Source organism: Sporosarcina sp. GW1-11, from assembly GCF_033088395.1.
Taxonomy (GTDB): domain Bacteria; phylum Bacillota; class Bacilli; order Bacillales_A; family Planococcaceae; genus Sporosarcina.
The window spans coordinates 67,299-81,334 of sequence record NZ_JAPMIW010000001.1 but is presented as its reverse complement, the minus strand read 5'-3'; the positions used below and the strand labels follow the sequence as shown (position 1 = coordinate 81,334).

General features: G+C 39.0%; 17 protein-coding genes. All 17 read left to right on the top strand.

The genetic code is table 11. The features are described from left to right. Window position 1 precedes the first annotated feature (1 nt). Window positions 2-1,393 (top strand): ATP-dependent protease ATPase subunit HslU, encoded by a 1,392-nt coding sequence (gene hslU, locus ORD22_RS00410; protein ID WP_317644183.1) that lies wholly within the window; start codon window positions 2-4, stop codon window positions 1,391-1,393. A gap of 87 nt (window positions 1,394-1,480) precedes the next feature. Further along, entirely contained in the window at window positions 1,481-2,257 is a 777-nt protein-coding gene (codY, locus tag ORD22_RS00405; RefSeq protein ID WP_317643867.1) for a GTP-sensing pleiotropic transcriptional regulator CodY, read from the top strand. Window positions 2,258-2,822: 565 nt separating this feature from the next. Continuing rightward, window positions 2,823-3,212, top strand: coding sequence for a flagellar basal body rod protein FlgB (gene flgB, locus ORD22_RS00400; protein ID WP_317644182.1), 390 nt, complete (start codon window positions 2,823-2,825; stop codon window positions 3,210-3,212). A gap of 2 nt (window positions 3,213-3,214) precedes the next feature. Continuing rightward, entirely contained in the window at window positions 3,215-3,673 is a 459-nt protein-coding gene (gene flgC, locus ORD22_RS00395; protein WP_317643866.1) for a flagellar basal body rod protein FlgC, read from the top strand. A 21-nt stretch (window positions 3,674-3,694) separates the two neighbouring features. Further along, window positions 3,695-3,988 (top strand): flagellar hook-basal body complex protein FliE, encoded by a 294-nt coding sequence (fliE, locus tag ORD22_RS00390; protein ID WP_317643865.1) that lies wholly within the window; start codon window positions 3,695-3,697, stop codon window positions 3,986-3,988. Window positions 3,989-4,049: 61 nt separating this feature from the next. Continuing rightward, a complete protein-coding gene (gene fliF, locus ORD22_RS00385; protein WP_317643864.1) occupies window positions 4,050-5,642 on the top strand; it encodes a flagellar basal-body MS-ring/collar protein FliF in 1,593 nt (530 codons plus the stop codon). A 14-nt stretch (window positions 5,643-5,656) separates the two neighbouring features. After that, window positions 5,657-6,670: a flagellar motor switch protein FliG gene (gene fliG, locus ORD22_RS00380; RefSeq protein WP_317643863.1), complete on the top strand. Its 1,014-nt coding sequence runs from the start codon at window positions 5,657-5,659 to the stop codon at window positions 6,668-6,670. Further along, window positions 6,663-7,433, top strand: coding sequence for a flagellar assembly protein FliH (gene fliH / locus ORD22_RS00375; protein ID WP_317643862.1), 771 nt, complete (start codon window positions 6,663-6,665; stop codon window positions 7,431-7,433). The genes fliG and fliH overlap by 8 nt, the downstream gene beginning before the upstream one ends. Window positions 7,434-7,435: 2 nt before the next feature. Further along, window positions 7,436-8,767, top strand: coding sequence for a flagellar protein export ATPase FliI (fliI, locus tag ORD22_RS00370; protein ID WP_317643861.1), 1,332 nt, complete (start codon window positions 7,436-7,438; stop codon window positions 8,765-8,767). Beyond that, window positions 8,764-9,216, top strand: coding sequence for a flagellar export protein FliJ (gene fliJ / locus ORD22_RS00365; protein ID WP_317643860.1), 453 nt, complete (start codon window positions 8,764-8,766; stop codon window positions 9,214-9,216). The genes fliI and fliJ overlap by 4 nt, the downstream gene beginning before the upstream one ends. Window position 9,217: 1 nt before the next feature. Next, window positions 9,218-9,826, top strand: a complete 609-nt coding sequence (locus ORD22_RS00360) for a MotE family protein (RefSeq protein ID WP_317643859.1) — start codon at window positions 9,218-9,220, stop codon at window positions 9,824-9,826. 28 nt (window positions 9,827-9,854) lie between these two features. Further along, complete coding sequence (locus ORD22_RS00355; protein WP_317643858.1) at window positions 9,855-11,369, top strand: flagellar hook-length control protein FliK; 1,515 nt, start codon at window positions 9,855-9,857, stop codon at window positions 11,367-11,369. 3 nt (window positions 11,370-11,372) lie between these two features. After that, entirely contained in the window at window positions 11,373-12,047 is a 675-nt protein-coding gene (locus ORD22_RS00350; protein WP_317643857.1) for a flagellar hook capping FlgD N-terminal domain-containing protein, read from the top strand. Window positions 12,048-12,064: 17 nt separating this feature from the next. Continuing rightward, window positions 12,065-12,436 (top strand): TIGR02530 family flagellar biosynthesis protein, encoded by a 372-nt coding sequence (locus ORD22_RS00345; RefSeq protein ID WP_317643856.1) that lies wholly within the window; start codon window positions 12,065-12,067, stop codon window positions 12,434-12,436. Between the two features lie 85 nt (window positions 12,437-12,521). Further along, window positions 12,522-13,316 (top strand): flagellar basal body rod protein FlgG, encoded by a 795-nt coding sequence (gene flgG / locus ORD22_RS00340; RefSeq protein WP_317643855.1) that lies wholly within the window; start codon window positions 12,522-12,524, stop codon window positions 13,314-13,316. Between the two features lie 53 nt (window positions 13,317-13,369). Then, window positions 13,370-13,591, top strand: a complete 222-nt coding sequence (locus ORD22_RS00335; RefSeq protein ID WP_317643854.1) for a flagellar FlbD family protein — start codon at window positions 13,370-13,372, stop codon at window positions 13,589-13,591. Continuing rightward, on the top strand, window positions 13,581-14,012 hold the full coding sequence (gene fliL, locus ORD22_RS00330) for a flagellar basal body-associated protein FliL (protein ID WP_317643853.1): 432 nt from the start codon (window positions 13,581-13,583) through the stop codon (window positions 14,010-14,012). The genes ORD22_RS00335 and fliL overlap by 11 nt, the downstream gene beginning before the upstream one ends. Window positions 14,013-14,036: the final 24 nt, after the last annotated feature.

The following is a 14,036-nucleotide window of genomic DNA, read 5'->3' as shown; positions in this document are numbered from 1 at the left end:
GATGATGAAACAAGAATTGACTCCGAAAGCGCTTACTGCTCATTTAGATCGTTATATTGTAGGACAAGAGAAGGCAAAAAGAGCAGTTGCTGTAGCGATGCGAAATCGCTATAGGCGAATGCTGTTAACTGAAGAAGAACAAGAAGAAGTGATTCCGAAAAATATTTTAATGATTGGACCTACAGGAGTAGGGAAAACTGAAATTGCAAGACGAATTGCTAAACTAATCCATGCACCATTTATTAAAGTGGAGGCAACAAAATTCACAGAAGTAGGTTATGTAGGACGTGACGTTGAATCGATGATCCGAGATTTAACGGAAGTCGGCGTACGTATGGTAAAAGAAGATATGCGCGAATCTGTTAAAGAACAAGCGCGCATATTAGCGGAAGAACGTCTAGTGAAGTTGCTTGTACCTGAAGCTAAAAAACAAAGCAATGGACAGAATCCATTTGAAATGTTTTTTGGACAGAAGGCTCAGCCGCAAGAAGAAAAAACAGTAGATCAAACGGAAATCAGACGCAAACGATCAGAAATTGCTGTGCAGCTTAAAGCTGGGCAAATAGAAGAGCGGATGGTCACGATAGACGTAACAGCGCAACAACCCTCTTTGTTCGATGCGTTTCAAGGGTCTGGTATGGAGCAATTGTCTGGTATGCAAGACGCGCTTTCTTCACTTATGCCGAAAAAAACTGTGCAGCGTCGTATGAAAGTAAAAGATGCACGAACAGTGCTTGAAGCAGAAGAAGCCGATAAGCTGATAGATCAAGACGAAGTAGCACGTAAAGGAATTGAAATGACTGAACAAGCCGGTATTATTTTCTTAGATGAGATGGATAAAATTGCGAGCAGTAACCATAAAACATCTGGAGAAGTATCTCGTGAAGGTGTTCAACGTGATATTCTACCGATTGTAGAAGGGTCAACTGTTACGACGAAGTATGGCGCAGTGAAGACGGATTATATTTTATTCATTGCTGCTGGTGCGTTTCATATGTCCAAACCATCAGACATCATTCCAGAGCTTCAAGGGAGATTTCCGATTCGTGTAGAATTAGACAAATTGACAAAAGCTGATTTTGAGCGCATACTGCTAGAGCCAGATTTTTCATTACTAAAACAATATGAGCGTTTGCTTGCTACGGAAGAAGTGGAAATTGAATTTACCGGTGAAGCGATTAGTAAACTTGCGCAAATTGCATTTGAAGTAAATAATGAGACAGAGAATATTGGCGCAAGAAGATTGCATACGATTCTTGAGAAGTTGTTAGAGGATCTTTCTTTTGAGGCTGCGGAGATTGGGCCGGCTTCTATCAAAATCACACCTGCATATGTGGATGAAAAATTAGATGGAATTGTAAAAAACAAAGATTTGTCACATTTTATTCTATAAGCAAGTCGTATTTGTTTATTTAATGATTAAAAACCTTTAGAATATTCAATAAAGTTAACAGAAGGATTAAAAGGAGGAACTATTGAAATGAGTTTATTAGTAAAAACAAGAAAAATTAATGCGATGCTACAAAAGAGTGCTGGTGGTCCAGTCAACTTTAAAGAGATGGCTGAGGAACTAAGCGACGTCATTAATTGTAACGCGTTCATCGTAAGTCGAAAAGGTAAATTGCTAGGTCTAGAAATACATCATCAGATAGATAACGACCGTATGAAACAAATGTTTGAAGAACGTAAATTCCCTCAAGAGTATACAAGTCGCTTGTTTGAAATTCAGGAAACATCATCAAATCTAGATATCGAAAGTTCGTATACAGTATTTCCTGTAGAAAACAAAGACTTGTTCAAAGATGGTTTGACGACGATTGTCCCGATTATCGGTGGCGGTGAGCGTTTAGGTACACTGATCTTGGCTAGATTGAAAGATGGCTTTGAAGAAGATGACTTGATTTTGGCTGAATACGGCGCGACTGTAGTTGGTATGGAGATTTTACGTGAGAAATCCGAGGAAATTGAACAAGAAGCACGGAGTAAAGCAGTTGTTCAAATGGCTATCAATTCTTTATCTTACAGTGAGCATGAAGCAATTGAGCATATTTTTAAAGAGTTGGATGGCAATGAAGGATTACTTGTTGCTTCTAAAATTGCGGATCGTGTAGGGATTACACGCTCTGTAATTGTTAACGCTTTACGTAAATTAGAGAGTGCTGGAGTTATCGAATCACGTTCTTTAGGGATGAAAGGTACGTACATTAAAGTATTGAATGATAAATTTTTAGCGGAACTTGAAAAGCACCAGTCGTAAAATGAAAGAACTGAGACGCAAGTGAAAAGGCTTATGTAACTACCGAAAACACAAAAGTAAAATCGTGTTTTTTTTTTTATTTTTTTTTTTTTTTTTTTTTTTTTTTTTTTTTTTTTTTTTTTTTTTTTTTTTTTTTTTGAAGTTTATCCAAACTCTTTTATGTATTACTTTGTCATAAAATAATATAAATAGAGTTCATATATTATAGTGAAATATAACCACTAATAAGTAACGGTATATTTGAGTAGGCTTTTATTCGTATAGTAAGTTATTAATGGAATAAAGTAACTGAAAAATTGCTTGGTGAATAAAAGCCGTTGCATAGTAACTTAGCGTTATACATAAGAAATACTTTAGAGTAGTCGAATTCCTATGAAGTTTGTCGAAATATCAAAAGAGTTACTTAGCCCTATGAAGATATTTAGAAATAGATGGACAAAAATCATTAAATTCAGCTACAATAGATTAAGAGAATGCTGGCGAATTGTTCGAATGCTGTATTTTACTGTAATAGTTTGTCGAATAAAAAATATAGTGAACTCGTTTGAGAAAGGATAGAGAGAAGATAGATATTTACGGTAGTACCATCAATCTACTTGAAAAAGGTTTAGATTACTCATCAGCCAAAGGGAAAGCTATATCACAGAATATAGCTAATGTTGACACACCGAATTATAAAGCGAAGAATGTAGATTTTAAACAAGTATTATCAAATGAAACAAGCAAAGGGTTAGTAGCTTACAAAACAGATGCTAAACATATGGACTTCATACATTCTACAGGAAGTAAAACATTCAATAGTTTTAATGTACGCTACCGTCAAGATCGCAATGGAGTAGATATGGATAAACAACAAGCAGATCTTGCCGCGAATCAAATCTATAATTCTGCACTTATTGAACGATTGAACGGAAAATTCAATTCTCTTCAAAGTGTCATTAAAGGAGGCCGCTGATCATGAGCATATTTCATAGTTTAAATGCATCTTCATCAGCACTAACTGCGCAAAGGTTACGGATGGACGTAATCTCTTCGAATATGGCCAATGTAGACACAACTCGTGCAAAGCTAGTTGATGGCGAATGGCAGCCATACAGAAGAAAAACCGTTACATTACAACCTAGAGAAGGGCAGTTTTCTTCTTTTTTACAAGTTGCAAAAGGTAACCATACACATGGTTCTGCTAACGGAGTGACTGTGACACGAGTTAAGGAAGATCGTGAAACGCCATTCAAATTAGTTTTTGATCCAACACATCCAGATGCAAACGAAGAAGGATATGTGCAAATGCCTAACGTGGATCCATTGCGAGAAATGATTGACTTAATGTCAGCGACTAGATCATATGAAGCAAATGTTACAGTGCTAAATGCAAACAAGTCGATGCTTATGAAAGCATTGGAAATAGGAAAATAATAAGCTAAGGGAGTAGTTGAAATGCCGATTCAATCCATCACTGGTGCACTTGCCGTACCCGATCAACAACCGCAGAAAACGCCTTTTGAAGCACAGCAAAGCTTTTCAGCGATGCTAAATGATGCGATTCACCAAGTGGATCATACGCAGAAAATATCTGACCAATTAACAACTAAACTTATTAGAGGCGATGATGTTGACCTACATACTGTTATGATTGCTGCTCAAAAAGCGAGTATCGCACTGAATGCGACTGTTGAAATGCGTAATAAAGTAGTAGAAGCGTATCAAGAGATTATTAGAATGCCTGTTTAACTGAATGAAAACACTAAGCAAACTTGGAAATTTACCCAGTTAGGCTGACCGGGGGATTAGAATGAAGGAAAGATTCACAAAAATTAGGACGGATATAAAGTTGTTCTGGGATAGTCGCTCTAAAAAACAAAAAATCACATATATTGCAACAGCAGCCAGTGTGATTGCGCTGGCAATTTTTTTAACAATATCCCTATCTAAAACTACATATGTAACACTCTATTCCGATGTATCCCCATCTGAAATAGGTCGCATTAAAGAAGTATTGGACGGAAAGGGTGTTATGTATATAGTTGAGCCTGGTGGCACAGCTATATCGGTACCCGAGAAACAATTAGATAATCTGCGGGTATCTTTAGCGGCAGAAGGTTTCCCGAATTCAGGCCTCATAGATTACTCTTTCTTTTCGGATAATGCAGGCTTCGGAACTACAGACAACGAATTTAATATGATTAAGCTTGCTGCGATGCAGACGGAATTGGCGAACTTAATAAAGGGTATAGAAGGTATTAAAGATGCAAAAGTAATGCTTACATTACCGACTGAGGGGATTTTCGTTAATGATTCAGCGACGGAAGCTAGTGCGGCGATTATGTTGAAAACTAATGCAGGACAAAATTTCACTGAACAGCAAATCGCGTCACTATATAACCTAGTGTCAAAAAGCTTACCGAACTTGTCTAATGATAATATCGTCATACAGAACCAATACTTTGAGTATTTTGATCTGAAAGATTCAGAAAACTCGGTTGGACAAAGTGTAACCGATCAAATGAGTGTAAAAAAGACCATCGAACGTGATATCCAAAGACAAGTACAAATGATGTTAAGTACGATGATGGGGCAAGATAAAGTCGTGGTTTCAGTTACAACAGACATCGATTTTAAGAAGGAGCAACGTGTAGAAAATCTTGTGACACCTGTAGATGAAGAAAACATGCAAGGTATTGCATTAAGTGTACAGCGAATTACAGAATCTTTTTCAGGAACTAATCCTGCGATAGGTGGAACTCCAGAAGCGGAAGATCCAACAGATAACAGAACAACCTATGTAGAAGGTGAATCGGGTAACGGAGACTACGAACGCATAGAAGAGACTATAAACAATGAAGTCAATCGAATTCGCAAAGATATTGTGGAGAGTCCTTATAAAATTCGTAATCTAGGTATACAAGTTATGATTGAACCACCAATTGCGGATGATCCGACCTCTTTAGCGCCTGAAGTGCAACAAGATATTGAACGCATTTTAGAAACGATTGTGCGCACAACTTTGGATAAAGAGGCGGCGGGAGAGCTTACAGATGAATTGTTGGCTGAGAAAATTGCTGTTTCAGTCCAGCCGTTGAGAGGTAAAAACGTAGCATTTGAAGAAACGAAGACGGTTATCCCTTGGTGGGTTTACGTTATCGGCGGTGTACTAGTTCTAGCGATTATCGTACTCATCGTTTTATTCCAACGTAAAAGACGTAAAGATGCTGAATTGGAAGAAGGGCGACAAGCTGAACAGCAACTAGAAACTATTCAAGTAGATGACATTAATATCGAACAAGAGACTGAAGCCACTGAGCGTAGAAAACAACTCGAGAAGATGGCGAAAGATAAGCCAGAAGAGTTCGCGAAGTTATTACGAACGTGGATTGCTGAAGAGTAACGGGGGGATGCAAGTTGGTTAAGAAAGACAAGAGTATGTCGGGTAAACAAAAGGCCGCCTTATTGCTTATCTCTCTGGGGCCTGAAGTCTCAGCAGCGGTTTATAAGCATCTAAATGAGGAGGAAATTGAACGGTTAACACTAGAAATTTCAGGAGTAAAAAAAGTTGAGTCATCTGTGAAAGAAGAGATTATTGAAGAATTCCATAATATTGCGTTAGCGCAAGATTACATTTCACAAGGTGGTATTGGTTACGCGAAAACAGTACTTGAAAAAGCGTTGGGTAAAGATCATGCGCAAGCGATTATTAACCGCCTGACTTCATCACTTCAAGTTAAGCCTTTTGATTTTGCTAGACGTGCGGAACCTACACAAATTTTGAACTTTATACAAAATGAACATCCACAAACGATTGCGCTTATTTTGTCTTATCTAGAAGCGGAGCAGGCAGGATTAATCCTGTCATCTCTTCCGCAAGAAATGCAGGCCGATATTGCAAAGCGGATTGCAACAATGGAATCAACATCTCCAGAAGTGATTAGTGAAATTGAAGCGGTGTTGGAACGTAAATTGTCTTCTACAGTCACACAGGATTTTACAGAAACTGGTGGCGTCGATGCAGTGGTCGAAGTTTTGAACGGTGTCGATCGTTCGACCGAGAAAACTATTCTCGATGCGCTTGAAATTCAAGATCCTGAGTTGGCTGAAGAGATTCGTAAAAGGATGTTTGTCTTCGAAGATATTATTACATTGGATAATCGTTCGATACAGCGTGTCATACGTGATTGTGAAAATGAAGACTTAATATTAGCTATGAAAGTATCAAGTGAAGAAGTAAAAGAGATTTTATTTAAGAATATGTCTCAACGCATGGCAGAGTCTTTCCAAGAAGAAATGGAAGTCATGGGTCCTGTGCGTTTACGTGATGTTGAAGAGGCACAATCAAGAATTGTCGGTATTATCCGTAGACTCGAGGACGCAGGGGAGATTATTATTGCCCGTGGCGGAGGAGATGACATCATTGTCTAATCTGTTTCGTTCTGAGCGTACTATAGTAAATGAAAAACAGGTCAAAGAAATTTCGATCCGAAATATGTTAGAAGAGCCAGTTGAACCCATTGAAAAACCTCTTACGTATGGAATGATGTTTGCCGAACGAAATCGAATGATGCAAGAGATACAACAACGCAGTGATATAGCGGATGCTGAAATTGAACGACGAATGACAAGAGCAGCAGCTGATATTGAAGCGATGCATGCGTCTTGGGCGAGCGAAAAAGAAAAGTTGCAACAATCCGCGTACGATGAAGGATTTCAAACAGGATTTGAAGACGGACGGAATAAAGCGATTGCTGATATGCGAGAAATGATAGAAGCGGCAAATGAGACAACGATGTTATCTTATCAGAATGCTACGCAATATTTGATGAACCAAGAACGAGTGATATTGGATATTGCTATTCGTTCTGCTGAACAAATCATTCATAAAGCGCTTGAAGATGACGATGAAACATATCTATCGATTATTCGAAAAGGAATAAAAGAAGCGCAGGAAATGAAAGAGATTAAGTTATTTGTCCCTACTGAACATTTTAAAATGGTAACGCATAACCGATCTGAGTTAGCATCGATCTTTCCGCCAGAGACACCATTCTTAATTTTTGTAAATGAAGATTTTTCCGCAACAGACTGTTTTATAGAAACGAACCATGGTCGAATTGTCGTCAGTGTGGATGATCAATTAAACGAATTGAAAGAACAGCTTGTCAAAATTATGGAAAGCGGTGTGTAATTTTGAAAAAAGCAGAAGATCTCATTCGAATTATTCCAAATATCAATACATTAAAGAAATATGGTCGAGTGATTCGAGTAGTCGGTCTAATGATTGAATCACAAGGGCCGGCATCTTCCATTGGCGATGTATGCTTTATTCACTTGAATGTGCCAGAAGAAGGCCGATCAGTGATCCAGGCTGAAGTAGTTGGTTTTCGTGAAGAAATTGTTATGCTCATGCCCTACACTGATATTCGAAATATCTCTAGTGGATGTCTTGTAGAATCATTAGGCAAACCCCTTGAAGTAAAGGTTGGTATGAATTTATTGGGACACGTGTTAGATTCATTGGGACAACCAATCGACTATAGCGCGCTACCGAAGGGACTAGCTACTGTTCGTACAGAAAATAGTCCTCCGAATGTACTAACACGTCCAACAATCAATGATAAGTTAGCTGTTGGGGTAAAAGCGATTGACGGCATGCTGACAGTAGGAAGTGGCCAGCGAGTTGGGATTTTTGCCGGTTCAGGTGTAGGGAAAAGTACGTTACTTGGCATGATTGCACGAAATACTGAAGCTGATATTAATATTATCGCGTTAATTGGTGAACGTGGCCGTGAAGTTCGAGAGTTTATCGACAGAGATTTAGGACCAGAGGGTTTGAAGAGAACAATCGTTATCGCAGCGACATCTGATCAGCCTGCTCTAATGCGGATTAAAGGTGCTTTTACTGCAACAGCCATTGCTGAGTACTTTAGAGATAAAGGTCTGAATGTAATGCTCATGATGGATTCTGTCACTCGTGTTGCGATGGCACAACGAGAAATTGGACTTGCAGTCGGAGAACCACCAGCAACACGCGGCTATACCCCATCTGTTTTTGCTATTCTACCGAAATTACTCGAACGAAGTGGTACGAATGAAATGGGAGCCATTACTGCTTTTTATACGGTACTTGTTGACGGCGATGATATGAATGAACCAATCGCAGATGCCGTACGAGGAATTCTGGATGGTCACATCGTACTCGACAGAACGCTCGCAAATAAAGGGCAATATCCAGCTATTAATGTCTTGAAAAGCGTAAGCCGTTTAATGAATCATATTGCAGAACCAGAGCATAAAAAAGCCGCAGAAAAGTTACGCGAGCTATATTACGCTTATGATAAAGCCGAAGATTTGATTAATATAGGTGCGTACAAAAAAGGTACTTCACATGAAATTGATGAAGCAATTAAATATGAACCACTTATTACAAAGTTTTTGAAGCAGGCTTACGATGAGAATGTCAGTCTAGAGGATACGGTCAATGAAATGATTGCATTAGCTTCTGGAGGTGGTGGCACATGACCACTTATAATTATCGTTTTGAAAAAGTTTTGACACTACGTGAGCAAGAACGTGATGAAACTGAGATAGCATATAAAGAAGCCATTCGGCAATTTGAAGAAGTAGCAACCGAGCTTTACAATCAAATAAAAAAAAAGGAAGAGACTTTGGAACAACAGCAAGTACGAATGGCTACAGGCTTTTCCATCGATGACTTACATCACTACTCACGATATATAGATAGGCTAGAAGTCCAAATAGATCAAACGCAGAAAGAAGTCATAAAATCTCGTTCGAAAATGAGTTGGTATGAATCACAACTTCTAGAAAAAAATATTGAAGTGAAAAAATTCGAGAAAATGAAAGAGATTGGTAAACAACAATATGATGCCGAAATGGAACTTGTGGAAGCCAATCGAATTGATGAACTGTCGACGATAAAATTTCGCTCAAAAGAAGATAGGTGGTAGAGTGGCTAAATCTAAAAAGAAGAGAAAAGCCAAAGAAGTAGAAGTTGTTGAAAGAAAGTCATTCGGCTTTTTTCAGATTTTACTAGCATGGATTATCATACCTTTAATGTTTACAACAGCAGTTGTATTAATCATTGCAAAAGTTGCGGATGTTAATGTGTTTGATCAAGCCAAAGAATGGACTTCCAAAATACCATTTCTAGAAGAAAAAAAACCTGATGAAAAAGTGGAGGGGGATTTGATTTTAGAAGAACGTGTTATTTCTTTGCAAGCCGAAATTCAAGAGAAAGAAGCACAATTATTTGAAGTCCAAAATGAACTTTCGCAAGTGAAAGATTCAAATGAAACATTAGTAATTGAAAAAGAGAAGCTGAATGAAGAAATTGAACAACTTAAAATAGAACAGAGTGAGTCAAAGCGAGATTTCAAAGAAATTGTCAGCACGTATGAACAAATGTCTGCTAAATCAGCAGCGCCCGTTATTACTGAAATGGGGGATGCAGAAGCCGTGCAAATTTTATCTAGCTTAAAACCTGCGACTTTGGCTTCTATACTAGAGAAAATGACGCCAGAAGAAGCGGCTAAATACACTTCGATGTTAACAAAGTAGTATGTCAGTATTTGAAGGAGGTGTTAATTTGAATTTAGGACTATTGATGAGTATTGGTTCACCAGGCATGTCAACAGCTTCACCCGTTTCTACAATTAGTGGCACAGGCGCGTCTGGATTTGGAAGTGTTTTTCAAAATATGATAGCATCTTCTGAATTTACCAATGGTGGGCAATCACTTGGTTCAGATGGGAAACTAGCAAAATTGATGGACGATATCATGAATGCCAAGACAGTAGAGGAATTAGCTAGTTTACTGGATGGGTTAAAACAAAGCGAGCAAAAATCTCCTGTAGTCGCGTACTTACTGGATGGGCTAAAACAAAGTGAGCAAAAATTACCTGTAGTCGCGTACTTACTGGATGGGCTAAAACAAAGCGAACAAAAATCACCTGTAGACTCGCACTTACTGGATGAATTAAAACAAAGCGAGCAAAACACACCTGTAGTCGCGCACTTACTGGATGAGTTAAAACAAAGCGAGCAAAACACACCTGTAGTCTCGCATTTGCTGAAAGAATTAGGTTATCGACAAAGTTTGCCTACAAAAACTCCTGTCGAAGAGGCTGTTGTGATTCCACAAATTCAAAAGGAACAAGTAGATCAGACGGTAGCGGATACAATAGAAGTGATTACAAATGTACTAGAAGTTGTAGGTGTAACTAAAGAACAGTTAGAGAAAATACAGGCTACTGAAGATATTTGGTTTGTATTGGATACGCTGCAAACAATACCACCAGAGAAAATTCAATTGGCGTTTCAGCAATACCCTGAAAAAGTAATAGTTGAAATGACAGTTTTATTCAAAGCAGTCGAACTAGCTGCTCCTAAAATGGATCTAGATGTTGGACAGGTGCAGTTAGTTAAGACGATTCGACCTATATTGGCTCAATTTGCTACGATGCTTGAAGATAAAGCAGTGAAACCAGAAGTAAAACAAACGATCCAGTTACCTTCAGCTATGCAACATATGATTCGCTTAACGACAGAGCAATCAGCAGCAGACGCAAAGCAACAAGATCAACAGGCGAAACCGAGTGAAACACCATCTATACAATCTGTTTTACCACAGACTGAAAGTAGACCGGTCTTTCAGATGACGCAAGTCGAAAAAGCGCCGGAAAGTCGCAGTGAAGTTTTGATGCGTGAATTCCAAGCGATACTGAACCGAGCAAATTTTGGACAAACAAATGGTATGAATCGACTATCGATTAAATTGTATCCAGAACATCTAGGACATGTCCGTATCGAATTGTTAGAAGTGAATGGGGTTATGACAGCTAGAATCCTAGCATCGACTGCCATGGCGCGTGAAATGCTAGATAGTCAAATGCATCAGTTACGTCACGCATTCAACCAGCAAAACTTACAAGTAGATCGAATTGATTTATCACAGACGGTTCAGGATCCCTCTAAAAATGATCGCGAACAAGCATTTAACAAACAAAACAGTCAACAAAAAGAGCAACCGACAGAGCGAGATCAGCAACAGGATGAACATGAGATGACGTTTGAAGAATTCATGATTGAACTGGAGGTGTAATTAGTGGCGGGAGATATTAACTCAGCACCAGCACAAAAACCTATTACAGATTCTATGTACTTGATTAATAAGCAACGTGATGAACGCAAGACCGGACCAGGTACGATGGATAAAGATGCCTTTATGCAAATCTTGATTGCACAAATGGCCAATCAGGATCCAACGAATCCGATGAAAGACAATGAGTTTATTGCACAAATGGCACAGTTTTCTTCACTTGAGCAGACGATGAACTTAGCAAAAGCGTTTGAACGGTTCGCGGATGCGCAAAACCAAAGTCAGTTGATCCAGTATAATAGCTTCATAGGTAAAGATATTCGTTGGCATGAAATGTCAGATAAAAAAGATGAAGAGGGCAAGCCAATTATCAATGAAGGTAGCGGAACGATTCAGTCCATTAAATATATGGATGGGTCAGTTATCTTTACATTAGCAGATGGCAAGGAATTATCGCCGGGCAATATTTCTGAAGTAATTGCGAATGGTGCTTCAGGTGGTCAACCGAATAATCTAGTACAAGCAAGCATGCTCATTGGTAAAACAATCGGATATATGGATGGCGAAGAAGAACGAACAGGAAAAGTCAGTTCTGTGACAAATAAAGCTGGAAAGCTGAATTATATATTGCAAGACGGTAAGAAAATCGAAGCTAGCCAATTTATATCTATTAGCGAATAAACGAATGGAGCGATGTCTTGAACAAGATTAATGTCCATCGCATGCCATCACCAATTTTATGCCAAAGTCAGATACAAGCACAGCCACCTAACCAGTCATTTCTCGAACATCTGCATCATACGACGCAACCTGAAAAACTGAAAATCAGTAAACATGCTAACGACCGTTTGCAAGAACGAGGCATTCAAATGACTGACGCAGAATGGGCACGCATCTCAGAAAAAGTAGACGAGGCGAAAAGGAAGGGAATCCGCGAATCACTCGTGTTGACTGATCAAGCAGTACTCATCGTCAGTGCCAAGAACTCAACTGTCATCACCGCGATGAACCGAATGGAAGCGAAAGATCAGCTTTTCACCAATATCGATGGAACGATAGTATTCAGCTAAACCAGGCAGGACCTAGAATAGGATGCCAACACACCGCTGACTGACTGATGTGGTGCACTTTAAAATCGAGAGGGGAAACAAACATATGATTCGCTCAATGTACTCAGGAATATCCGGTTTAAAAAACTTTCAAACGAAATTAGATGTAATTGGTAACAATATCGCTAACGTTAATACGTACGGCTTTAAAAAGGGGCGTACGGTGTTTAAAGATTTGTATTCACAGACTGTGGCGGGTGCTTCAGCTCCTGGTGCTGTTCGAGGCGGTGTGAATCCTAAGCAAGTTGGATTAGGTTCACAATTGGCGGCGATTGATACCATACACTCGGGTGGATCAATGCAAACTACAGGAAACACACTAGACTTGGCAATTGAAGGTGACGGGTTCTTTATAGTCGGTGAGAATGGTGGAACTGAAAATTTTTATACTAGGGCAGGAAACTTCTATTTGGATGAAGCCGGAGACATTGTAGATGGTGACGGTAGATATCTGTTAGATGAAGGCGGAGCTAAAATTAATGTTGATTTGGAAGCCACATCTCTTTCTATAGGACAAGATGGAGCGGTGAATATTGTACTTAATGGAGTATTGACACCAATTGGTAATGTAGGTTTAGCTAAATTCAATAATCCAGGTGGTTTAACTAAAGTTGGGGGCAATTTGTATCAAGAAAGTGCCAACTCTGGAGCAGCGTCAGAAGGTTTACCTTTAGCAGAGGGCCGTGGTGCAATCAAATCAGGTTCCCTAGAAATGTCCAACGTCGACCTTTCCGAAGAATTCACAGAAATGATTGTTGCACAACGTGGATTCCAGGCAAACACAAGAATCATCACAACGTCCGACGAAATTTTGCAAGAGTTGGTAAACTTGAAGCGATAAAAACATAGATTGAAAAAGGAGGGTCGGGCCGGCCTTGGCCTGGCCCCTTACATATGATTAAAGTCACTCGATTAAATCGCACGACATTTACATTAAATGCGCTATACATAGAAAAAGTCGAGTCATTTCCAGACACGACGATTACGTTGACCACAGGTTCAAAGTATATCGTCCTTGATACGGTTGAGGAAGTAAACAGCCGGATCATTAAATTTTATCAAGCGGTCCAGTTGCTGTCGAATCCGCATATCAAGGGGGAAGAGGATGAAGAATAAATTATTAACAATTTCCTTAATTATTTTAGTAAGTATTACGTTAATTGGTGTAGTGGCGGTTGTCCTTATTCTAAATTTCAATAAAGATAGTGACGCTTCTGAAAAAGGACCGAGTATTGATGAGATTATCGAGTCGTCAGTCGATGTGGAAGAAATAACAACTAACTTATCTGGTCGTAATTTTGTACGCCTATCATTAAAGATTCAGACAGACGGAAAAAAAGCTGCGGAAGAATTGATGAAACGGGACTTCCAGGTGAAAAATATGGTCATTCAAGAGGTTTCTGAAATGACGGCAAAAGACTTTGAGGGTAAAGCCGGAAAACAACAGTTTGAAGATACTATTAAAGCCCAACTCAACGAACTGATGCAAAATGGCGAAATACAGAAAGTATATATTGTCTCTTACATTATCCAATGATGGTTTATAAGAGATGTTTATGTA

What these genes read in the sequence shown, in the direction of transcription:
- hslU (WP_317644183.1), top strand. Translation starts at nt 2, where the DNA reads ATGATGAAACAAGAATTGACTCCGAAAGCGCTTACTGCTCATTTAGAT.
- codY (WP_317643867.1), top strand. Translation starts at nt 1,481, where the DNA reads ATGAGTTTATTAGTAAAAACAAGAAAAATTAATGCGATGCTACAAAAG.
- flgC (WP_317643866.1), top strand. Translation starts at nt 3,215, where the DNA reads ATGAGCATATTTCATAGTTTAAATGCATCTTCATCAGCACTAACTGCG.
- fliE (WP_317643865.1), top strand. Translation starts at nt 3,695, where the DNA reads ATGCCGATTCAATCCATCACTGGTGCACTTGCCGTACCCGATCAACAA.
- fliF (WP_317643864.1), top strand. Translation starts at nt 4,050, where the DNA reads ATGAAGGAAAGATTCACAAAAATTAGGACGGATATAAAGTTGTTCTGG.
- fliJ (WP_317643860.1), top strand. Translation starts at nt 8,764, where the DNA reads ATGACCACTTATAATTATCGTTTTGAAAAAGTTTTGACACTACGTGAG.
- flgG (WP_317643855.1), top strand. Translation starts at nt 12,522, where the DNA reads ATGATTCGCTCAATGTACTCAGGAATATCCGGTTTAAAAAACTTTCAA.
- ORD22_RS00335 (WP_317643854.1), top strand. Translation starts at nt 13,370, where the DNA reads ATGATTAAAGTCACTCGATTAAATCGCACGACATTTACATTAAATGCG.
- fliL (WP_317643853.1), top strand. Translation starts at nt 13,581, where the DNA reads ATGAAGAATAAATTATTAACAATTTCCTTAATTATTTTAGTAAGTATT.